Origin of the sequence: Vibrio cortegadensis, assembly GCF_024347395.1 — a bacterium.
GTDB lineage: Bacteria > Pseudomonadota > Gammaproteobacteria > Enterobacterales > Vibrionaceae > Vibrio > Vibrio cortegadensis.
Genome location: NZ_AP025475.1, coordinates 63,378 through 84,136, shown reverse-complemented (window position 1 = coordinate 84,136; position 20,759 = coordinate 63,378). Strand labels below are relative to the sequence as shown.

Below are 20,759 nucleotides of genomic sequence, written 5' to 3'. Positions count from 1 at the left end.
CACTTCAGCGGTCGGTAATTTTGGCGTTATATGAATAAGCATGTTGTTCTCCTCCCGGCGTATTGTTAGCAGTTATTCAACGCTTCTTTGATAGCGTTCGTGAAATGAAGTCCTCGATAGCTTTCAGAGAGAGTCATTCGAAACTTTTGGGATGTTGATTGTGGCATTGCCGTTCTTCATCGCGACCGTGGCCCCATCGCCAATTCGCGTGGTTTCACTGCTTCAGGCTTTCATTTGTTGCACCACACTGGCAAACGAACAGCTCAATGATCTTTCTGTGGTGTGCTTACCTTCTTCTCAGGATAAGCCACGAGTCACAGAAGTTAACGATCTCTTTTTTTCTTCTTTTAGTCAGCTTTTTATACACCTTTTATAAAGTGTTTCACCTTTGCGTGCGCCGAGCTCGTTTGGTTTGGTGAAGCCGAACGAATAAACGCCCAGGCAATTGAGCTGTGTTCACGCAACGCATCATCGTTTTGCGGCTTACACCAACCGCCCAGCCACTTTTCGCGCGGCGTTATTAGTTACGCGTTCATAGCGAAGACCTTTTTTCCCAGGCAGATGGCCTGTTTTTTGCCGCTCATCGGACAGGAACCGCATCGCCGCGTTCGCAAAGTCTCTCCACCATACACAGAAAGGCTTTTTAGTTTCAAGTGCTGTAAAGCGGGCGACGGCTACCGTCTGCATCTCTTATCTGGCCGCATACATCACGACAAATGCTGGTATCTGTTGACCTGGTTTGAACGTTTCAATCGTCACTAACAGCATGCGCATCGAGTAGGAACTGGTTGCGCTCACGTCGTAAACCATGGTGCTCAGTTCAATTTTTCAGCAGGCACTTCCACCAGCTTGAACTTTACCTCTTTCCCCATGACTTTATAAAACAGTGCTGCCAGCCGCAGCCAGATTCCAGTTTTTGAAGTTTCTTTTTATTGCGTTTACCGCTTTCGAACGGAAACAGAACCAGGTTGAACTTTACATTGAACATCGTCGCCATGCTTCCTCCTTCCAGAATGGTTTGATTAGTTCTTCCAGCATTTCAGTAAACGTAGGCTCAAAGATATCGTTCGCACGCTTCCATGCCGCTGGCTTGAGCGTTGTTCGTCAGCCGTTCGTAAATTGACGCCATCCGACGTTGTCCCTTCACTTCATCGGTAACTCTACCCATTAGTCAGTGGTAAGCCCGGCCCATATTCATTATGTCGCGTTAGCTCGGTTGATTGACGCCGCCGTTTGCAGTAGCCAGAACCGCACCAGTGGCTCATGAGTCGTTTTAATAGCGAGGTTTCGTCGTAGATGTTCGTTATTAGTTGCCATTGCCGTGTTGTCGAGTTGATGTCGTTCACCAGTTGATGTAGTTATTAGCGTTACACATCAGAGGCACAGATCATGTTCATTGTGCCCATACCAAGTCGGGGTGGCCGTCGATGATAATGATGTCATAGCCGTTCGAAAATTGCGCCTGCTCGCATTGTGCGCCGGTATGGGATATCGGCTTCCGGCAAATCACGTTCTAAACGCCGCATTTGCAGGTGGTTAGGGATGATATCTAGCTTTGGCCACGCCGTTTTTTACGCAACAGGTAAGATCATCATCATCACCCAGCATGAATGGCAGCACAGCGTCATTTATCGTGGTGTTAAGTTCAGGATGGTAGCCGAAAACATTGATAGGTGCGCTTGTGGGTCATATATCAGCAGCGACACGATACCCTTGTAGAAAGCACCACCAGCGAGCGAGTTGCCGTAGCGCCTTGTTCAAATCAATCGTTTCGTCGCTCGGTATCGCAAGAGTGACCGCCTCGCTATCTTGGTCGATATGGCTGCGTACCAAAGCAGCCCGCATCATTTCACCTGATCTAATCGTAACCGGCACGAATAGGCGAGGGTCACCTTTGCCGTCGATATGCTCGCAGGTAGCCGCCCTTCTTTTCAGCTTTTCTGGCTTTGCGATACGCCGCGCCAGCCGCAGCCGCATTAACCTGAAGCGTCGTTTAATCTTTCGTGCTTCAGGTGAATCATCATCAAACACTGCTTTAAAGCGCGACTGGAACTCCAGTCACTGCCGCGCCTGGCGCAGTTTTCATTAGGGTTGATACGCTCATTTTACCTCCCGGCTTTTGTTGGTTGCTTGTATCACCAAGAAAAAGAGCAACCATAATCATTTAGAGCAACTATGAGTTATTTGAATTTTTTTGCGCATCACATTTTTTCATTCATGCCCCCGTTTTGATGAGTGGCTGTTGCCTTGCTGTGAATTATTACGCCTTAGTTAAGTCACTTCCGCTTTAAAGTTGTTTTATAACAATGACTTAATCGGTAATCAAGAGAAACCGGAAGTGGGTTAACTCTTCCCATACACCCATCATCAAGCGTGAAAAGTTACAGCTGCCGATTGATTTTCCATGTCAATTTATTACAGACTTTTTTCCATGTGTGCAAATAATAATAACAATCGTCGTCAAACGCACACACGCAAGTGTGCGACAACCAAATAATACATGTTACCCTTTGCACACGTGTGCTAATACTAACTATTTACGTAAATAGTTAGTATTAGCACACGTGTGCAAGGGGTAACATGTATTATTTGGTTGTCGCACACTTTGCGTGTGCGTGCGATAACGTTTATTGTTATGTTATTATTTGCACACATGGAAAAGTTCTGTAATAAATTGACATGGAGAGAATCAATCAGCGAAAGCAACACTTTCACGCTTGTTGATGGGTGTATGGGAAGAGTTAACCCACTTCCGGTTTCTCTTGATTACCATTAAGTCATTGTTATAAAACAACTTTAAAGCGGAAGTGACTTAACTAAGGCGTAGTAATTCACAGCAAGGCAACAGCCACTCATCAAAACAGGGGGCATGAATGAAAAAATGTGATGCGCACCCACAAAATTCAAATAACTCATAGTTGCTCTAAATGATTATAGTTGCTCTTTTTTCTTGGTTGATTAATAATAACAAGCAACCAACAAGAAGCCAGGAGACAAAATGAGCGTATCAACCCTAATGAGAAACTGCATAGGCGCAGCAAGTGACTGGAGTTCCAGTCGCGCTAAAGCAGTGTTTGGTGATGATTCACCTGAAGCACGAAAGATTAAACGACGCTTCAAGATTAATGCAGCTGCAGCCTATATTGGCGTATCACGCCAAGCCATAGAGAAAGCTGAGAAAGAAGGGCGGCTACCACCTGCAGATTATATCGACAGCAAAGGTGATAACCCTCGCCCTATTCGTGCCGGTTACACATTAGATCAAATTGAAATGATGCGGGAACACTTTGGTACACAGCCATATCGACCTGAAGATAGCGAGGCGGTCACTCTTGCGATACCAGGCGGTAAGGGTGGTTGTTATAAGACAAGCACTACGGCCAACTTCGCTCAGTGGTGCTCTCTACAAGGGTATCGTGTCCTTGCTATTGATATAGACCCACAAGCGCACCTATCAATGTATTTCGGCTACCATCCTGAACTTAACACCACGATAAATGACACTGTGCTGCCATTCATGCTGGGTGATGAGGATGATCTTACCTATTGCGTAAAAAACACAGCATGGCCAAAGCTAGATATCATCCCTAGCCACCTGCAAATGCAGCGTTTAGAACGTGAGTTGCCGGAAGCCGATATCCCATACCAGACGCACACAATGCTTCAAGCAGGTATTGCAACAATTTCAGACAGCTATGACATCATTATCATCGACGGCCACCCCGACTTGGGTATGGGCACAATGAACATGATCTGTGCCTCTGATGTAACGCTAATAGCTACATCAACTGAGGTGAACGACATCAACTCGACAACACAGCTAATGGCGCTAATAGCAGACATCTACGACGAAGCCTCGCTATTAGAAACGACTCATGAGCCACTGGTGCGAGTTCTGCCTACCAAACTTGGCGGTGTGGGCTCATCAAGCCAGGCTAACTTACGCGACATAATGAAGATATGGCCAGGCTTACCACTGACTAATGGGGTTAGAGTTACCGATGAAGTTGGTAAGGGCCAACGTCGGATGGCGTCAATTTACGAACAGGCTGACGAACAACGCTCAAGCCCAGCAGCATGGAAGCGTGCGAACGATATCTTTGAGCCTACGTTTACTGAAATGCTGGAAGAACTAATCAAACCATTCTGGAAGGAGGAAGCATGAAAAGCGATGTTCAAGTAGAAGTTCAACCTAGTTCTGTTTCCGTTCAAGAAGCAGGTAAACGCAATAAAAAGAAACTTCAAAAACTGGAATCACAAGCTGCAGCTGGCAGCACTATGACACATAAAGTCATGGGGAAAGAGGTAAAGTTCAAGCTGGTGGAAGTGCCTGCAGACAAAATTGAACTGAGCACCATGGTTTACCTTGGCAATGAGCGCAACCAGTTCCTACTCGATGCACATGCTGTTAGTGACTTGATTGAAACGTTCAAAGACCAAGGTCAACAGATACCAGCATTTGGTCGTGATGTATGCGGCCAGATAGAGATTGCAGACGGTAGCCGTCGCCGCTTTACAGCACTTGAAACTAAAAAGCCTTTCTATGTATGGGTGGGAGACTTAGACGAGCAGCAGATGCAGTTCCTGTCCGATGTGGGCAACAAATACAAGGATACATCTGCCTGGGAAAAAGGTCTTCGCTATGAACGCATGCTTAATAACGCCACGCAAGAAGAAGTGGCTGAGGCGGTTGGTGTAAGCCGCAAAGCGATGATGCGTTGCGTGAACACAGCTCAATTGCCTAAGGCGTTTATTCGCAGCTTCACCTCACCAAACGAGCTCAGCGCACGTAAAGGTGAAACACTTTATAAGGTGTATAAAAGCCTGACTAAAGAGAAGCAAGAAGAGATCGTTAACTTCTGTGACTCATGGCTTATCCCTGAGAAGGGTAAGCACACCACAGAAGAGATCATTGAGCTGTTCATTACCAAGTGTGGTGCAACAAATGAGAAGCCTGAAGCAGTGAAACCACGCGAATTGGCGATGGGGGCCACGGTCGCATTGAAGAACGGCAATGCCACAATCAACATCCCAAAAGTTTCAGATGACTCTCTGAAAGCTATCGAGGACTTCATTTCACAGACGCTATCAAAAGAAGCGTTGGATAACTGCTAACAATACGCCAGGAGAACAACATGCTTATTCATATAACGCCAAAAATTTACCGACCGCTGGAAGTGGGATTCGTAGGAAAGTGCTCATTAAAACAAGTTAGCATTCCTGAACTAGACCTAGTGCTTATTGGTGGCGATCAACTCAAAACCGGAAATCCTTGGCCTAACAAGCACTACTTTTGCGGTGGTCCTAAATCAAGTCGTAAACAGCTTTTCGGATTATTAGTTGAAACACGCGCTCATATTCCTGAGTTAACTGTTACCTGTGAGTGGGAGTTGGATTATTGGGGCGAAAGTAGCCAAATGGTTGAGCACACCACCAAGATAATTGTGTTAGATGAAGATCACGATGCTATCAGCACAGATGTATGTTACTGGCATGGAATGTCTGACAGCCTTGGTGGCTGGGAAAGGCGAATACCAGCAAGCATGCCAGATGCCGCACCAATGTGGGTAAACCCATGTATGTGGTTATTCCCTGATGAAAGGCAGGTTGGAATTTTAGAGTCTGAAAAGAGTTCTGATGGCGTTGTCACACGATGCCTGCAGAAATTAGAAGTGCCAACCATACAAAGAGAGCGTTTCCGCACTTATGGCTGCGATAGGTTCCCAGGACTTGAAACCGCTTTTACAGTCATCAAATAAAACAAAACCCCGACTGCAATCGGGGTTTAAGACACAACCAAAACCGCCAGGAGACGATCATGTCTAAAAAGGACTATAACAAAATTCGTAGTGCCTCTCTACAAGAACTACTCACTATGCCTGCTCATTTAGTACTTGAGTGGCTGGAGGGCCAAGGGGACTTCATGGGTGAAGCTGTTGCAAAAGCTTGCTATCAAGAACTAGCTCGCCACTAACCAATCAAACTAAAAGGAATAAAACGTGGTTAAACTTGTACTAAAAAGAAATGGTAGTCCTGACTACTTCCAAGGGTTTGTTTATCATGATGAAAAACAAGTGATGACCTTTTTCTTCAGTAAAGCAAACAAGGTGATTTTAGATGGTGAAACGCATGTTAGCTTTTTTGCTTATGATGACGATACAGTGGCCTGCTTGAACTTGGCTACAGTATCTTACCCACCGCAAACCTTAGATGTTTTAGATGATGCCTGCAGTCTTTATATCAGTAAGGTCTGATTAAAAGTTCACACAATCGCAAACAAGAACGGCACCATTAAGTGGTGCCGTTAATGCTTTAGTGCATCAGCTAATTCATTAAGAAAGGCGATCACAATCCTTCGAAATCGAAAGGGCAATTTACGAGAAACTGCCGCAACTTCTTTTTCAGTCACGAACTCGTGAGAGAAAAGCGCGATTGATACATCCATATCAGACATGCCGAGCGCATTAAGATAACTCCTGTAATGACTCAGCTTCATATCAGTTCGACCATTCTCAATTCTTTGAATGGTGCTTACGCTAATGCCTGTCAATCCTGACATTCTATCTTGCGAAATTCCCTGATTTTCACGGTATCGCCTTAAAACATGGACAATCGGGTCTGCTTTTTTCATAAAACTACACGTCACTATTGATAGGTATTTACTGCAAATCAGTCACTATTGACGTGGTTGTCATTAATCTGCTTATGTGATCAATTGCAATATTTTTTTTATTGTTATTATCCATACCAACAAACGTGCCATAAGAGCATGTCCCAAGTAATCATAGTGTTACGTGTAGAAGAGACACCCCTTGCGCATTTCAGAATTCGTGTATTCTGAATATGCAAATGCAAAATGCATAAATTAATGTTAGTTGGACTTAGGTTGTATGAAAAATTTAGAAATAAAAAAAATTATCGGAGACTTAGAAATGATGGCTGCAGCGGCTGAGCCTGGTGTGGTTATTACGGAGGAAATGAGCATAAGTTGCAGCGTTACGCTACTAAAAGCTGTAGATGAGTTAAAAAGGAGAGTATACGGAAAGGACTCCACACAAACCGCAATTGTCTGAGGTCGTGTGGCATGTTGCTTTTCTATGATGTCACTTCTGACTACATCGTGGCACGCCTTCATAAGCAACGAACCAAAAGAAAACCCCTAGTTTCGGCTAGGGGTTTGATTTACTGGTTATCTTTTGCCAACTGCTTAATAGCTTCAATGTTCTCATTGTGAGTACAGACACAATAGTGACCAATCCCCCACGACAACAACCAAATGCCAATTGGCACAAGGATTGTTGGAAGGGTGAAGTAAAACGCAATTGACAAAAGAACCGCCCAAAGAGGTGATGAGTAAAACAACCCCAACGGCCCGAACAGGAACGTTAGAATGAATGACGTCATCGCTGATTTAGGTATTAAGTTCATTTATTCCCCCTATGAGATAGGGTGAATAAACCGTGATGAGACAACTTTGTCAATGAATATCAGTAAATAAGTCAACCTAAGCCACTTTAGGGTAACCATTTTCGTCTGGCTCATTATCATCGTCCTGATACACCCTCACGTCATAATTCACTGCTTTCACACTACACTTTTCAGTGCCTTGTGGGGTGACGTCATCAATCAAGGATGGATAACACCAACTATCAGCTGCACCAAACAACCACAATGGCGGTTCAATGGATCCAGAAAGGTCAGGTGCAAAATCAAGATTGCTATAAATTACTAGCTGAAACGGATTGGGGCCACGGTCGCAAACGTAAGGCCCAGATGTTTTACCATTCGGCTTCCTTAACGCTACATGGTGAACACCTTCACCCCACTCCAACGGAGCATCAAACGTTAACGTTGTCCGCCCATTCTGATAAGAATACTCCTCCAATCGACCACTTTGAGCATAACCTGGTACATCATCAGCCAGTGCTACAAAATCAAGGTAATTGGAGTTAAACGCATCCATCTCAGTTTGAAATGAGTATTGAAAACGGCGGTAACGCTTCTTTCGACGAATACGCATACCGAACCGCCAAGCCTTCGTTTCATCCGTTACACCGAAAGCACGAACTTTTTCAGGCTTCAAACCTAAATCACCTGGCAGCAAACAAAGCACCGTTTCCGGCTTCCATGTTTCAGTCGAAAAATACTCGACTTCAATACCATCAGGTTCTTCTTCATCAATGAACTTACCAGAACGCTCTAAACCTTTACCAAGCATGTTGTCAGGTTGGTACTGATAATCAAATACACTGCGAGGTTCATCCCGAACCGGCACGATTTGACCATAGTTCAAAGTTGGCTCTGCATAACCAACAGCAAGCACCTTTTTGAGCACATCAAACAGTGTGCTGTCATCGGTAAATACTGCATCGAAAGTATCGCCACGAGCTTTCCATACTTCATGTAGTCGTAAAAGCTCATGGTGGCCTATCTGAACATCGGTTAACCCACTATCAGTGATGATGTATCGAACAGCTGGCGCAATATCCCGAGTTGCATACGTTTCTGTAGTCCAACCACCAACTCCATCAGGAATTTGCAGCTTACGAACAGGGATAACACCAAGCTTGTTTTCAGCACTGCGTGACAAGGTATTACTACCACGAATACGAACGGCCATGGTGGTGAAGTCGTCGTATTTAGTATTAGCCTCTAGTCTCGATTTAAGGCGTTTAAACTCTATCCGGTCAAATGCTCGGCTATCAGTGCTATCCCCAGTGATACGGTAAACACGCACTTCTGGTCTAACCTTGCGCCCTAAGTTGATATGGATGGTATTCCCCATCTGATCACGAGTGGCGCCAGAGCGTTTAAACTCTTGCTGGTTCCAAGTTACTTCCCCCTCGCCGCGCCATTCGATCATGACTCGCAATTCTCTGCTAGAAATAGAGCCATTGTCGTTCATGTACCCAATACCATCAGGAAACTTCAAATCAATATAAATTTGATCAGTTATCTCTGACTGAGGACAAGCGTAGAACGGGCCGGCTGGCTCACCTGGTAAAGCGTTCTCAGCAGTGATTCGCCAATCGACATTATCACCTTGTGATGAGAAAGAGTTCCACCAAGATTGTTCAGTGCCACCTGCGGGGTACAAACGCTTCAATGTTGCTTTAGTGCTTGTTTTGCTCTTAATAACAAAGCGTCCATCATCCTTACCAGAGAACTTGATAGGTAAGTGGCGAGCATCAGAAGGGACAGTACTAACAGGTAAGATATTACCATTGGCATCGATAACGCGAACGGCATAAAACTCCATACCATTTTGAATTCCAGTGAATTTGGCATCAATCATGCCAGTCGCATATTCAATCTGGGTAGGCCCATTGGATGGCTCATAATAGGAAATAGGATACTGAACATAATCTCCACGTTTACAATTATGAAGATCAGAATCTTGTGACCAAAAATTTAATATGTCTGATGTAGCCTCAGCTCGCCAACCACCGTAACCGTGACTTTCAGAAACATCACGCGAACCAAGCGAACCTGCCACGGTTATGACATGCCCCGCTTCCCATTCAACAGGCCAGTACTCCGATAAAAAGCCATCAATTTCACTCAAGAGCGTCATTGTATTTTGGGCTATTCGAGTGGTATTGGGTTCGATAGAATTCACGGCACCTTTTAGTTCGATGCCGGAAGTCGACGCAGTTGCACCAACTTCTCGTGATGTGTAGATGTTTTGATAGCTTGGGTGAGAGGTGACGTCGGCACCAGGTGGAAAGATCTGATAGTCGATATCTACACCATATTTTGAAACTGGCGTATCACCAATAATAATATTGTCACCATTAAGCTCTATATCACCAACACTTACAGAGGTCATTAGCAACAGGAACTCATCATCCTCAGCAAAATACCAATGAGGCTCACTGATAATATCAGGGTACGTTTTATGACGACCAAAAAGCTCAGGAATGATCCCCATTAAACGAGGTTGGTTCCCCTGAGCATTCGCATCATAAATCGGACTGCCTTCCGGTGTGGTTTTCTGAAAGGTGTCTGGTATTTGATTCATGGCGTAAATGGCCATGCCTGCCGATACCACAGCAACAACCGCCATAATTGCGGTGACTGGATCCTTTGGCTCAGCGTAGAGCTCTATTAAGTCACCATCTTGCCAAACATACTCAGACCAATCTAATGATGTTAACTGAGAGCCATTAACTCGATAAGAAAAAGGCGGCGTTCCTGAAACGTAATAACCTTTAATGTTTGCAGACATCCAAGCATTAAGCGTCTGACCAGGTACTACGGGGCAGAACTCTCGCTTAGATAAATCTAACTTATTTGGGTAAACCACCAATATAGTCATGTTCTATGTAATACCTCGTAATTAACGCCATTCGCTCAAACTCAGAAAGTCTCACTAAACGTGGCTTTCTCAATTTTCGCCCTGTATGTGCGACTTTTAGACCGTTTTCATTGATGACAACACCAACATGAACCAAGGTTTCTCCAATGAAATGACAAGCTATCGCGCCATCTATTGGTTCTGTTTTACAAAAACCAGTAACCACCTGATCATAACCATCCGTCATGCCTGATTTATCATCCGGTGAGACAGAACCAAAGCTAGCCAGCATCGGGAGTTCGTGATGGTAGTGACGGACTAAGCGAACAAACCCCCAACAATCTAGCCCTGCACCATCGCGACCGTGGTCGCAATATGGCACATTCATCAAATCATTAAGTGTCATTAGGAACCTTGATATTTAAGACCGCGAGCAACAGCTGGTGTGTAACGGCGTTTTGGCCAAGCTCTATTAACTAGATCATGAAATGAGGCAACAACGCTCACCGTTTGAATGTTGTCTTTCTCCGAAACGCACGTAAGCACAAGAGGCGGCTGCGCAGGTGATTGAAGATTAGTGGATAGATAAACTCGGTAAGTAATGATTACCTTGCTCCCGTCCTCCATTGCCTTATCAATAAAATGACGGGCCTCGCCCGTCACATTATCAATTTGGAATTGAAGACTTTGCTTACCTTTCACGCTTTTAGCAGGAAGAGATAAGCCAAAAGCCGAGGCTCGAAAGAAAGCATTACTGCCATCTTCAAGCCCCAGCTCTATTCCTTCCTCACCATCTTCTCGAACAGAATAAAACCCGTCAGCTAGGCGAATGACTGAATCAGCATCGCCGCGCTGATAGGCTTTTTCATTTTTGATTTCGAGAGTGTGTATTGGAATTTCATAGGCAGGAGCAGAGGCGTAATAAACCTCTATTGATTTCATTACGCCCCCTGACAATAGTCATGCACAATTTTGTGGTAAATCGCATCCGCTATCATTGCGTATCCGGTAGCATTAGGATGCACATGATCCGAAGCCGCTACCATTTTTTCACTACTTCTTGAACTAATGCGGCGCTCTATCTTTTTGTAACCAATATCAGTATTAAAAACATGTGACAGCTGTAAAAACTCACACCGTTCTAATTCTGATTCCACTTTTTTATATTCATTACCAAACTTAAATACGGCGTCATTCCATATTTCCATCTGAGACACATAACGATCACCTGAAAAAGCTTTCTGGTTATCAACTGGGCCTGGGTTCAAGCCAACAACGATAAAATCAGCATTTGGGCTATTCCCTTTAAATGAATTAATCATTTTTACCAGATTTTTATATGACTCACTCGGTGTACTTCGATAAACATCATTCCAGCCTAACAAGATGATGCAAGTAATATTGCTACCATCTGGCAAAACACCACCTGGTAACGAGTTGTGATCGAATCCGTTATTGGTCGCCCAATAATTAAAATCAAGTTCACCAGAAATAGGGTCCCTTAATGCGTTATCCAGATTTAGGTAATTACTGGCTGTCCACCCTCCGCGACCCTCATGCTTAACTGGCTGATCGCCTAATGTGCCAAGAAAACGAATATTATCCAACGTCCCTGCTGGCGGAGAGTTTTCACCGGACAACAGTGCAGTGCCAATACCATTTAGTCGTCGAGACAACTCGTTAGGATACGCCCCACTAATTCCGGTATTTGATACCCCTAATGTCAGGCTATCACCAATGCAAACAAAATTTCTGTACTCTGATGGGTTAACAGGAGCACCAGAACGAACCACTGAAAGTTCAGTAATAATATTTCGCTTACCTTCAATTAAAGTCGATAATTTTACTTCTTGGGTTCCTGGCGTAGAACCAGATAAAACGGCTAGTTTTTCATTTGACTCTGAAAAGTTCCAAGCTAATTGATACTTATGATCAGGAACAATACCTCGTGAATATAGATACAATGATTCATTGCCAGTTATATACGCCTGTTTAGGCGAAAAACTATCAATTATCAGTGGCTCTTTTTTATCATTACTTTCAAGTAAAAGGCCACTAAACGTAGCCTGATCTTCCGGTAGATTTCTAGCCGAAGATCGAATGAACGCAATATCATCATCTTCTATCAGAATATCAATAGGAGCCTGTGTGTTGGTTTTGTCATAGATAGCCCTTAGATAATTACTTTGCTCATCATAGGCCGCAACCTCTAAAACCACCGATGAACCAGTGCCCTGGTATGTAAAAACGTCACCAACAGAAACTGGAATATATTCTGTTGCTATCCAGTTAGCAGCCGGAACAAATCGCCCTGATACATCAATATACCCAGGTACACCACGGCTAAAATAATCAAAATTTTCAACATAACTAAACGCTTTGTCGACTATCGACCTAACCGTTACATATCCGGCTAATGCCTCTGGTTTAAGTTTTGATGCCGCCCCTGTCGGCGCGCCAACAAAACTATAATCATACGTTTCAGCCGCTGACGCCCTTACAAATTTAGTCCCTTCTGGTATTTGAATAACATCAACTACCACGCCGCCACCGGTTGACCCTAAGCGGCCCTGAAAGCCACCGTCTTCACCGTATAAGGCTACAGGGCTTATAACATCAGAGGTATAACCTTGCCGAGTAAATACATCACCAGGCATTACAGCAATTGGTGCTGTGGTACGCCATGTTTCCGCTGGTACAAAATTCCCCAGCGTATCGATAAACCCATTTTCCACGCCATCTTCTAAGAAAAAGTCCTTTTCTTCGGTGCTCTTTCCACGGTCGACCACTTCATCAATATCATCGATTAACTCTATTAGCCCTTCTATAGATGCAGCTTCAAGCTGTGAAGACGTAGTAAGCGATAATGTGGCATAAGATGGTGACGACGCTCTTATGAATCTAGCTCCACTAAACAGGCTTGAAACAACTAATGAATATTCATTGGAGCTCGTATTAAAGTATCCTAGATAGCTTTGCTTATCGTCATAAAATGCCAAATTCGCCGCGCCACTACTATCATCAACAACAGTATCCGATTCTCGTTTGACTATGGTTTCTGGTGTGACTGGGATGTATGGTGTGGCCAACCATCCGGTATATGTAACTTCATTACCGTCAGTTTTGCTAATATAAAAACCAGACTGTAATTTATCGCCGTGCTCTACCTCTTTAAACGAAATGCTATCGAGTCGAGAAGATAAAATATCCACTTCCCTTTCAAGCTGATCGATATTGTCATACTGCGACTTAACCCATTTAGCACCATCCCAACCATACAAGCCGTTTTGATCTTGTACCGGATCATTCCAGACTTGAGCTAATGCCACTCCCGATGGGGGGCTGGCGGGTAAATCAGCTTTTGTCTTATAGGCAGCACGACCCTGGACCATGGCCGCAATACCTGCATAGGCGTCATCAATGGCTTTAGTGATCGTTGGCTTAGAAACCCCATCAATATTAATAATGCCATAATCACCTTTCAGAACTTGGTTTAACCAATCAATATTCTTTTGAAAATCAGCCACTAGCTGAAAAAAGTTGTTGCTGTTCATTATTTCCAGCTCTCCGTGTAATAACGATTCATTTCAGCGCCATCAACGAACTCATCTAATGTGTATGGTGCAAGGATTTGTCCAACTGTGGTCTCTTCACTCTGAATTGGGTATTGTCTGATCTCACACTTCACTGAATAAAGAAATCGACCACCCTTTTTCTTAGCATTTTCAAGGGGGTGTTGAATCATTCGTATATCAACTGGAACAACACCCAACTCGGTACGCTGATTCAACCGAAACCACTTAATTCCGCCTAGAAGAGCATGTTCTACCCATCCCAAAAAAGCTGCGGCTTGCTCATTAGGTAAACGCCATTCCAATGTTTGCTCTGCAGGAACAACAAGGAATCGACGCCTTTGCCGAGTTCGGCCTGACGTCATTTCGCTTCTTATTCGATTGGATTGTTGTTTAATACCAGAAGATGTGAAGTGTGGATGAGGAAGAAAATCGGGGTAAATCATTCCGTCCATTTATACCCCCTGTCTGGCCATGCCAAACGTTCGAGACATTGCTTGTGACATAGGGCCATCTGCGTCCATATCAGCCAAAAACACATTTGTGATTTCTTCACCATCACTACCTTGCTCTTTTTCTACTCTGGTGCCTTCTGGCGCTCCGAAAATGTTCACGACATTACCGCCAGTTCTCATACCTGCTGTTTGCTGAGAAAAGCGCATAGATGGGTCGTTCGATGCCGAGCGATGGGTATACATAGCCATGACGGCTTTATACATCTGGTCAAGTTGGCTCGCTGAATCATTGGTATAAACGCGCTCGCCTTTATTTAAAAGCCAAGTACCTTCTGCTGGTATTTCACCGATACCATCATGGGCCATACCTGCGATACCTTGACCGATGATCATGCCGGCACTAACGCCAGCCATCATTCTGATACTTGCCGCCATGCCTGCACCCGCTATAGGGCCAAGTCCAATCGGAGGTAAAGACATAGCAGCCATTGCTGCAACCTCACCTTGGATATAAACCTGAGCAGCAGCCATTGCTTTTTGCGCTAAAAAAGCCGCTTTTTGAATGACAGAACCTTCTTTGGCAGTTTGTTCAATCAGTCCCAAAGTTTGACTAGCCACTTGCATTTTCATGCCAAGCATTTGTTGCTCTAGTCTTTGTTCTGTTTCAGCTCTCTGGCGTGCAGCCTGCTCAGCCTTTTTGGTTTTCTCATCTTCCTTGCGTGTAAAGGCATCAAGTTCACGCTGAATGGCTTCATCTTGACGGCGTTGAAATTCTTCTTGCTCAGCTAGATAAAACTCATCCTCACGTTCTTTATATTCAGCCTTGAGCACATCCATGGTTTCATAACCACGACGAGTCAATTCTTGTTCTGAGACTTGAAGGTTTTCAATATCAATTAAGCGCTGTTCATGCGCTAACTGCAGTTTTTCTCTCTCACTGGCATATTGACTATCAAGTGATGAAAGGCGAGCTGCTCCTGCAGCTTGAGTTCGCTCTAACTCAGTATTTTTAGAGGAAGAACCTCCACCTGAGCCGCCTTGTGAATCATCATTTGAACTAGAGGAGGGGAATTTAAACGAGCTAGCAAAGCGTTTTTGCTGTTCAACAATAGTGTCGTTCAATTGCTTAAGCTCATCTCGCTTCATCCCGAGATCACGCTGTAAGTTGAACCAGCTATTTTTACTCTTACCAAACGGATTTATGCTTGGTAGGGCATTGACATCAACCCCTTCGTATTCTTTCAACTCTTCCTGCAGTTCGATCATCTCACCGAAAATTTCTCGGTGCTTCTCTCGCATGCTAGTGTTCGTGAATACATTGAGTGTTGCTGTGGCTGCACCAAACGCTTCTATTTGGTTGGTGTAGTCTTTTACGCCCTTTGTTAAATCAACCACAAACTGACTAACATCATCCATGGCAGGGAGTAGGCTATAACTCACTTGTCTGGATAGGTTGCCAAAGGCTCTGCCTAATCGCAGTTCCATATCGCCAATTTGCTGATCCATCTGCTTGAATTGTTGAATGTCATATTTAGACATCGCCACATTCAGATCATCGTAGCGTTGAGTGAGCTCATAGAGTCGCTCACCTTTATTTTCAAGCAATGGCATTAAGGCAGATGCATCACTAGCAATCTGCTCTAAATACGTTAATTGCTCTTTCATCGGCACGTTGGCCGCGTCCATCGCCTCTTTAACTCTCACAAGTACCTCAGGACTTGCAAGGCGGGAAAGTTCATCGGCGGTCACGCCAACTAATGGGGCAACATTTTCAAAGAAGTCTTTAAACTCACCTTCACCTTTTGAGGTGAAGTCACCGAGCTTATCGTTCACATCCTTGAGGATGTCAGCCATTTTATCGCCGGATATGCTGTACTGCTCGGAGGCATAACCAAGGGCTTGAATTTGTTCAACTGAGACTTGAGCGACGGTAGCCATTCGCTCTATCTCACGGGCTTGCTGAGCGCTCTGACGCACCATGTAAGTAGTTGCAGCGGTTAATGTACCGATACCTGCAGCTATCATCCCCGTGACTTTTAATGTGTTGGCACCCATATCCTTAATATTGGTACCAGCCACTTGCATCTTTTTATCAAAATCAGCAGTGGCATCATTAGCTGCAGCAGCTTCTTTTGTGTAGCCGCGCAGCATTTTTTTTGCGTAATCCACATCTTTCTGAAACTTGGCAGAATCAGCATTGAAGCGGATATTAAAATCAGCTATTTGGGCACTCAAAGCGCATTCCTCCAGCCGATTCGCCCATGGCCATCAGCTCTTCGTCATCATATTCACGGGTTTCTTCTGGTTCACCTGTATTTGGCAACCAATCACGGTAGGACACGGGTGGGTCTAACTTAATGCCTGCGCTCATTGCAGTGACGTTCCAATTAGCCGCGCATAAAACAGCAAACCGCCAATTATCCATATCTCGCGTAAAACCATGCTTGGTGAAATGCTCTTGCCATTCAAGAACCGTCTCACCACTCATAGACGCTAGCATGGTGCGCCAGCACACTTGCCCGAACTCTCGGGCAAGATCCATGGCGAACGCCTTTTCAGCCCTAATTAACCTTTTGGGTCAACTGGCTCCAACTGCTCTTCTGATTGCTCTGCATCTGCATGATCAGGTTCGCTAGTCTCTTCAGCTTCTTTGGGAAGGGGAATTCCAGAAAAAACCGCTATCTCATCGTGCAATAACTTAACTAGCTCTGGCGTCATTGATGACATCACCATTTGGTGACGTTCTTCTAACTCAATATCTGAGATTTGATAGCCATAGGCGACAAGTCTTGATTGACCAATAAAATTAACGCGAGACCACTTTTTAAGGCATTTTTCCATGGCTTCATAATACTGTTCGAACTCTTGCTCGGTAGCATCTTCAGCAGGCTGTTTTGGTTGAGTTGGCTTTTCTAAATCTGAGCAATAATCCAAGAAATCAAAACGCTCCAAACCTGATAGCTGAGTAATTTCAATATTATCCCCTTCAAATGGGATGCTCTTTTTCTTCAAGAACGTTTTCATAACTATCCTTGCGCTGGAGGGTTAGCCAATAATTCTTCAGCCGTTTTAGGCTGACCAACCGATTTGATTTTGATAGTACGGGTCATTTTTTCTTTAATGGCCACAGCCTTACCTAATGAGTTGATGTAACCATTCAATACATCAACCGCACCGTTCGGATACTTCGAGCGATAATGAGTGATCACATCATTGTTCACATCATCGACCAACTTCTGCTGCTGAGCTTCGCCTGGTAACCATGCAATGGTTAGTGTGGTTTCACCTGCTGACTTAGTACCTGGACTGGTTTTACTCCAATCCGCTTTAGGATCATCAAGGTAATCGTCTTCTTCGTCTTCAACCGTAATTTCACCTGGCTGAATCTCTCGAATTTTGGCAATTTGATCCCACTTCGTATCATCGGTGTAATCCGTGATGGTAGTAATGTCTTCGCCATCTTTTAGACGCCAGAACGTAGTGCCTGCGCCTTTGGTTGGTGTTGTTAGTGCTGTCATTTTATGCCTCTTCGCAATATTCAACGGTAAACGCTAAGTCAAGCGTTCCCCACGGCTGCTCATCATCTCGACCATAATCATAAGAAGTTCGGTTGCAGAGAGAGAGCAACCCGTTAGCGGTATAATGCCTAGTGATGATTTTTAGGATTTCTGAGCCGAACTTATCTAACTCTGGATCGGTAAAGTTATCTGCAACCAAGTACACTCGGATGTTTAATACGGCTTGCCAAGTGACTTCATCAAAATCTTCATCGGTCGCTGTACCATCTGCAAGCGAAACCGACACAGCTGGTATGTCACCCTCATAGCCTTCCATTTCAGGAACTTCAATAAAGGCAGGTAGACCATTAAAAAAAGTGGCGACCATTGGGTCACCACTATCGGTTAGCAAACCGCTTTTTAAGTCTGCTATCACTTGCTCTCGAATTTGGGTGTTAATTTCCACGGCCTACCTCTCGACGAACAATCAACCGAACCTGTTGCTGCATCGCACTAACAAGTTCTTTTGGCATATCTGTTTTTATCAACGCTTTACTGTGCTTTTGAAACGCGTTCGTTATTTCATTAACAATTGGAACTTTACAAACCTTGATTGGATAACGAGCATCCTGAGTCCGCTGCATGATATGCCAGCGTCCATTCTTCAATTTCTGCAAAAATGCGTTTTCAAACTTATGTCGACCAACAACAATCGCAGTGTTTCCTGAATGCTCTCGCTTCTGGTAACGACCATTGCTGCCTCTTACCGACTGGCTAACCATGTAACGACCTTTCTTGCGTCGTATCTGTGTTCGAGCGGTATCAATAGAAATAGCTGGCACATCAAACCGACGAACACGAACGTAAGCAACTGGCATTTTCCCGTTCGCTTTTTTCAAGGAAGCCCGTGGTCGAATAACTTTTTGCTTAATCCTTACGGCTTTAGCCGTATCTTTAACCGACCGAGAAATGGCACGGGTGGCGACGCGGTTAATAGCCATAGCACTCGCTTTTGGCACAGCACTTTTTTGTAACGCAGAAAGGTTATTAACCGCCTGCGTCAATTCTCGGTCTAAGTTATTCATAAGATCACCTGAATGTTCCCGCCGTCTGGGTATGGGCCGCTTGTGACTGTCAGTGTTCGTCCTGTGCTAACAAATTCAACCTTGTCACCCTTTCGAGGGCGAACTCCGTCGCTAGTCTTGAATGATAACTTGCGAACCAAGCCTGCCATGGCATCGAACTCATTTAACGACTCGTCATAAACAGCTTGAATTGCTTCACCACCATTTACTTTCACCATAACGCCAAATGCAGACCAAATCGTATCGTCTGCTTCAGCCATCGCTTGGTCGAATTCATTATCAAACGTCGACATCCTCAAACACCCCTAAGTTCTCAGCGACAATAGAACGAGCACGTTCTTCAGGTAATGAATGGGATTTATCACCCTGCAGCACCATTTTTTTTCCAGCGAGAGTAATTTCAATATTCACGCCTTTAAAAAGCTTGACCGTGCGGTTTTTGCCCGTAGGTTCTGCTGCTTGCGTTTCCGCTTGCTGTGGTTCTGGCTGCGAAGCTTGCTGGTCTTGCTCTTGCGGCTTCTCATTAGATGACTCACACGAGGTATCAGCATCGCCTTCATCCGGCAGTAGCGATTCCAAGCGAGCGATTTCTTTTTCAAGATCAGCATTGGTCTGGTCGCGGTTGACCTTGGCATACTCCACCCCTGCTTCATCAAGCGCAGCTTCTAAAAAATCAAGCTGAGCATTAAGTTCTGTTTTATTGGCCATGTTGCTCTCCGAAAGTGATTGCGACCATGGTCGCAATCACTTTCTTTAGGTCAAAATTAAATGCGTGCGTAACACGCTTCGTCGGCATCCAGCATTACTGGAATCGGTGCTGATTGAGTCTGCAACCATTCCGCGCTTGGGTTTTTAGTAAACCAGTTAGATGGGTAACGAGTCGCTTCTACAATGCCCATCGCATTGGCTTCAACATCTTGAATCGCACCATATGCAAAGTAGATTTCAACATCAGAAGAAGTCACCATCACGCCGTTGTCATCCACATAAAGTTGATCGACACCTGCATCATCTTCATACGCGCCCGTGTAAACAAAGAAGTCGAACTCACCAATTGAACCAACCCACTTAAAGTTGGCGTTATTCAATGCTGCAGTTTCAGCTTGTGAACGCGAACCGCGGCGAGTATCCAATGCATCTTTCACACATGTGAAAGAACGGAATAAACGCCAGGCTGCACGGCCCATATAGACTTCATTCGCTACCAAGTTACAACGAGACGCCCAATCTTCGATGTCTTCCATAGGTTTTTCACTGTCTTTCTCCAGTGCGCTCCATTTGTCAGCACCGGACAAAGTAACGTTGTTCTCAGGGCTTCGGCCATAGTCGATATGGATGGCTTCAAAGCTTTCACCTTCCAACGTCACACCGCCAGTTTTGAGCACTTCACACAACATCCACTCTTCACGACGCTCAATGCTTTCATACTGCTCATTCAATAAGTCAGCACGAATAGCATTCAAGCGCTGCGCTGGCGACAGTTCACCCATAAGCGCTTCACCAGGCTGACGCTTTAGAAGACGATCAGAGGTTACGGTATCCGTTGGTTTCACATAAGCCGGTTCGACCGAAGTCATCACGCCACCTTTTTGCTTTTGTGGCTTACCGGAAATCATTGGTGAAACAAGCGGGGCTAACTTTCGACCTTTCTTAATCTTGTCGAATGCAATCGCTTTGGTCGGAAAAGTGATTTCGCCTTTAACTAAACGCTTGCGAAGTGCAGGCACATATTGAGGCGGCATTTGCTGCTTGAGTGCAATAAGCACTGCAGTCGTTAAAGCTGTTAATTTCATGGATACTCCAGAAATGAAAAAAGAGCCATAAAGGCTCTTTTATAGAAATGAAAGAGAGTT

23 protein-coding genes are annotated in these 20,759 nt (G+C 44.6%); 6 read left to right on the top strand and 17 right to left on the bottom strand.

The genetic code is table 11. From position 1 onward, the window contains the following. Positions 1-1,686 precede the first annotated feature (1,686 nt). Positions 1,687-2,031: a hypothetical protein gene (locus OCV39_RS21085; RefSeq protein ID WP_261890243.1), complete on the bottom strand. Its 345-nt coding sequence runs from the start codon at positions 2,029-2,031 to the stop codon at positions 1,687-1,689. A gap of 967 nt (positions 2,032-2,998) precedes the next feature. Here OCV39_RS21085 and OCV39_RS21080 point away from each other — a divergent pair. The 5 genes from OCV39_RS21080 to OCV39_RS21060 are packed head-to-tail and all read left to right on the top strand — an operon-like array spanning position 2,999 to position 6,254. Continuing rightward, the gene (locus tag OCV39_RS21080) at positions 2,999-4,165 is read left to right on the top strand and encodes an AAA family ATPase (RefSeq protein ID WP_261890242.1); all 1,167 of its coding nucleotides are present in this window, start codon (positions 2,999-3,001) and stop codon (positions 4,163-4,165) included. Next, complete coding sequence (locus OCV39_RS21075) at positions 4,162-5,115, top strand: ParB/RepB/Spo0J family partition protein (protein ID WP_261890241.1); 954 nt, start codon at positions 4,162-4,164, stop codon at positions 5,113-5,115. Before OCV39_RS21080 ends, OCV39_RS21075 begins: the two co-directional genes overlap by 4 nt. Positions 5,116-5,135: 20 nt before the next feature. After that, positions 5,136-5,759 (top strand): DUF6012 family protein, encoded by a 624-nt coding sequence (locus tag OCV39_RS21070; protein WP_261890240.1) that lies wholly within the window; start codon positions 5,136-5,138, stop codon positions 5,757-5,759. A gap of 59 nt (positions 5,760-5,818) precedes the next feature. Then, a complete protein-coding gene (locus tag OCV39_RS21065; RefSeq protein WP_165922801.1) occupies positions 5,819-5,974 on the top strand; it encodes a hypothetical protein in 156 nt (51 codons plus the stop codon). 25 nt (positions 5,975-5,999) lie between these two features. Then, on the top strand, positions 6,000-6,254 hold the full coding sequence (locus OCV39_RS21060) for a hypothetical protein (protein WP_261890239.1): 255 nt from the start codon (positions 6,000-6,002) through the stop codon (positions 6,252-6,254). Positions 6,255-6,304: 50 nt separating this feature from the next. Here OCV39_RS21060 and OCV39_RS21055 read toward each other — a convergent pair whose 3' ends face one another. Beyond that, positions 6,305-6,631, bottom strand: a complete 327-nt coding sequence (locus OCV39_RS21055) for a helix-turn-helix domain-containing protein (protein WP_261890238.1) — start codon at positions 6,629-6,631, stop codon at positions 6,305-6,307. Between the two features lie 259 nt (positions 6,632-6,890). Here OCV39_RS21055 and OCV39_RS21050 point away from each other — a divergent pair, with 259 nt between their 5' ends. Continuing rightward, a complete protein-coding gene (locus tag OCV39_RS21050; RefSeq protein ID WP_016786068.1) occupies positions 6,891-7,073 on the top strand; it encodes a hypothetical protein in 183 nt (60 codons plus the stop codon). Positions 7,074-7,182: 109 nt separating this feature from the next. Here OCV39_RS21050 and OCV39_RS21045 read toward each other — a convergent pair whose 3' ends face one another. From OCV39_RS21045 to OCV39_RS20975, 15 genes are all read right to left on the bottom strand, one after another. Continuing rightward, positions 7,183-7,428, bottom strand: coding sequence for a hypothetical protein (locus OCV39_RS21045; RefSeq protein ID WP_261890237.1), 246 nt, complete (start codon positions 7,426-7,428; stop codon positions 7,183-7,185). Positions 7,429-7,504: 76 nt separating this feature from the next. Then, the gene (locus OCV39_RS21040; RefSeq protein ID WP_261890236.1) at positions 7,505-10,318 is read right to left on the bottom strand and encodes a host specificity factor TipJ family phage tail protein; all 2,814 of its coding nucleotides are present in this window, start codon (positions 10,316-10,318) and stop codon (positions 7,505-7,507) included. Continuing rightward, positions 10,290-10,703: an NlpC/P60 family protein gene (locus OCV39_RS21035; protein ID WP_261890235.1), complete on the bottom strand. Its 414-nt coding sequence runs from the start codon at positions 10,701-10,703 to the stop codon at positions 10,290-10,292. The genes OCV39_RS21040 and OCV39_RS21035 overlap by 29 nt, the downstream gene beginning before the upstream one ends. Next, positions 10,703-11,239 carry a DUF1833 domain-containing protein gene (locus OCV39_RS21030; protein ID WP_261890234.1) on the bottom strand — a complete coding sequence of 179 codons (537 nt, stop codon included), beginning with the start codon at positions 11,237-11,239 and terminating at the stop codon, positions 10,703-10,705. The genes OCV39_RS21035 and OCV39_RS21030 overlap by 1 nt, the downstream gene beginning before the upstream one ends. Then, positions 11,239-13,851 (bottom strand): SGNH/GDSL hydrolase family protein, encoded by a 2,613-nt coding sequence (locus OCV39_RS21025; RefSeq protein ID WP_261890233.1) that lies wholly within the window; start codon positions 13,849-13,851, stop codon positions 11,239-11,241. Before OCV39_RS21025 ends, OCV39_RS21030 begins: the two co-directional genes overlap by 1 nt. After that, positions 13,851-14,324 (bottom strand): hypothetical protein, encoded by a 474-nt coding sequence (locus tag OCV39_RS21020; protein ID WP_261890232.1) that lies wholly within the window; start codon positions 14,322-14,324, stop codon positions 13,851-13,853. The genes OCV39_RS21025 and OCV39_RS21020 overlap by 1 nt, the downstream gene beginning before the upstream one ends. Then, positions 14,325-16,559, bottom strand: coding sequence for a hypothetical protein (locus tag OCV39_RS21015; RefSeq protein WP_261890231.1), 2,235 nt, complete (start codon positions 16,557-16,559; stop codon positions 14,325-14,327). Next, positions 16,540-16,866, bottom strand: coding sequence for a phage tail assembly protein T (locus OCV39_RS21010; protein ID WP_261890230.1), 327 nt, complete (start codon positions 16,864-16,866; stop codon positions 16,540-16,542). Before OCV39_RS21010 ends, OCV39_RS21015 begins: the two co-directional genes overlap by 20 nt. 23 nt (positions 16,867-16,889) lie before the next feature. Then, positions 16,890-17,348, bottom strand: coding sequence for a hypothetical protein (locus OCV39_RS21005; protein ID WP_261890229.1), 459 nt, complete (start codon positions 17,346-17,348; stop codon positions 16,890-16,892). Between the two features lie 2 nt (positions 17,349-17,350). Further along, positions 17,351-17,842, bottom strand: a complete 492-nt coding sequence (locus OCV39_RS21000) for a phage tail tube protein (RefSeq protein WP_261890228.1) — start codon at positions 17,840-17,842, stop codon at positions 17,351-17,353. Position 17,843: 1 nt separating this feature from the next. Next, on the bottom strand, positions 17,844-18,287 hold the full coding sequence (gpU, locus tag OCV39_RS20995) for a phage minor tail U family protein (protein ID WP_261890227.1): 444 nt from the start codon (positions 18,285-18,287) through the stop codon (positions 17,844-17,846). Next, complete coding sequence (locus tag OCV39_RS20990; RefSeq protein WP_016786056.1) at positions 18,277-18,906, bottom strand: phage tail protein; 630 nt, start codon at positions 18,904-18,906, stop codon at positions 18,277-18,279. The genes gpU and OCV39_RS20990 overlap by 11 nt, the downstream gene beginning before the upstream one ends. After that, complete coding sequence (locus OCV39_RS20985; RefSeq protein ID WP_261890226.1) at positions 18,903-19,199, bottom strand: head-tail joining protein; 297 nt, start codon at positions 19,197-19,199, stop codon at positions 18,903-18,905. Before OCV39_RS20985 ends, OCV39_RS20990 begins: the two co-directional genes overlap by 4 nt. Next, positions 19,186-19,614, bottom strand: coding sequence for a hypothetical protein (locus tag OCV39_RS20980; protein ID WP_261890225.1), 429 nt, complete (start codon positions 19,612-19,614; stop codon positions 19,186-19,188). The genes OCV39_RS20985 and OCV39_RS20980 overlap by 14 nt, the downstream gene beginning before the upstream one ends. Before the next feature lie 56 nt (positions 19,615-19,670). Next, positions 19,671-20,699 carry a major capsid protein gene (locus OCV39_RS20975; RefSeq protein ID WP_261890224.1) on the bottom strand — a complete coding sequence of 343 codons (1,029 nt, stop codon included), beginning with the start codon at positions 20,697-20,699 and terminating at the stop codon, positions 19,671-19,673. Positions 20,700-20,759: the final 60 nt, after the last annotated feature.

Coding starts and splice junctions, on each gene's coding strand:
- OCV39_RS21080 (WP_261890242.1), top strand. CDS start 2,999: ATGAGCGTATCAACCCTAATGAGAAACTGCATAGGCGCAGCAAGTGAC.
- OCV39_RS21075 (WP_261890241.1), top strand. CDS start 4,162: ATGAAAAGCGATGTTCAAGTAGAAGTTCAACCTAGTTCTGTTTCCGTT.
- OCV39_RS21070 (WP_261890240.1), top strand. CDS start 5,136: ATGCTTATTCATATAACGCCAAAAATTTACCGACCGCTGGAAGTGGGA.
- OCV39_RS21065 (WP_165922801.1), top strand. CDS start 5,819: ATGTCTAAAAAGGACTATAACAAAATTCGTAGTGCCTCTCTACAAGAA.
- OCV39_RS21055 (WP_261890238.1), bottom strand. CDS start 6,631: ATGAAAAAAGCAGACCCGATTGTCCATGTTTTAAGGCGATACCGTGAA.
- OCV39_RS21050 (WP_016786068.1), top strand. CDS start 6,891: ATGAAAAATTTAGAAATAAAAAAAATTATCGGAGACTTAGAAATGATG.
- OCV39_RS21045 (WP_261890237.1), bottom strand. CDS start 7,428: ATGAACTTAATACCTAAATCAGCGATGACGTCATTCATTCTAACGTTC.
- OCV39_RS21040 (WP_261890236.1), bottom strand. CDS start 10,318: ATGACTATATTGGTGGTTTACCCAAATAAGTTAGATTTATCTAAGCGA.
- OCV39_RS21035 (WP_261890235.1), bottom strand. CDS start 10,703: ATGACACTTAATGATTTGATGAATGTGCCATATTGCGACCACGGTCGC.
- OCV39_RS21030 (WP_261890234.1), bottom strand. CDS start 11,239: ATGAAATCAATAGAGGTTTATTACGCCTCTGCTCCTGCCTATGAAATT.
- OCV39_RS21025 (WP_261890233.1), bottom strand. CDS start 13,851: ATGAACAGCAACAACTTTTTTCAGCTAGTGGCTGATTTTCAAAAGAAT.
- OCV39_RS21020 (WP_261890232.1), bottom strand. CDS start 14,324: ATGGACGGAATGATTTACCCCGATTTTCTTCCTCATCCACACTTCACA.
- OCV39_RS21010 (WP_261890230.1), bottom strand. CDS start 16,866: ATGGATCTTGCCCGAGAGTTCGGGCAAGTGTGCTGGCGCACCATGCTA.
- OCV39_RS21005 (WP_261890229.1), bottom strand. CDS start 17,348: ATGAAAACGTTCTTGAAGAAAAAGAGCATCCCATTTGAAGGGGATAAT.
- OCV39_RS21000 (WP_261890228.1), bottom strand. CDS start 17,842: ATGACAGCACTAACAACACCAACCAAAGGCGCAGGCACTACGTTCTGG.
- OCV39_RS20990 (WP_016786056.1), bottom strand. CDS start 18,906: ATGAATAACTTAGACCGAGAATTGACGCAGGCGGTTAATAACCTTTCT.
- OCV39_RS20985 (WP_261890226.1), bottom strand. CDS start 19,199: ATGTCGACGTTTGATAATGAATTCGACCAAGCGATGGCTGAAGCAGAC.
- OCV39_RS20980 (WP_261890225.1), bottom strand. CDS start 19,614: ATGGCCAATAAAACAGAACTTAATGCTCAGCTTGATTTTTTAGAAGCT.
- OCV39_RS20975 (WP_261890224.1), bottom strand. CDS start 20,699: ATGAAATTAACAGCTTTAACGACTGCAGTGCTTATTGCACTCAAGCAG.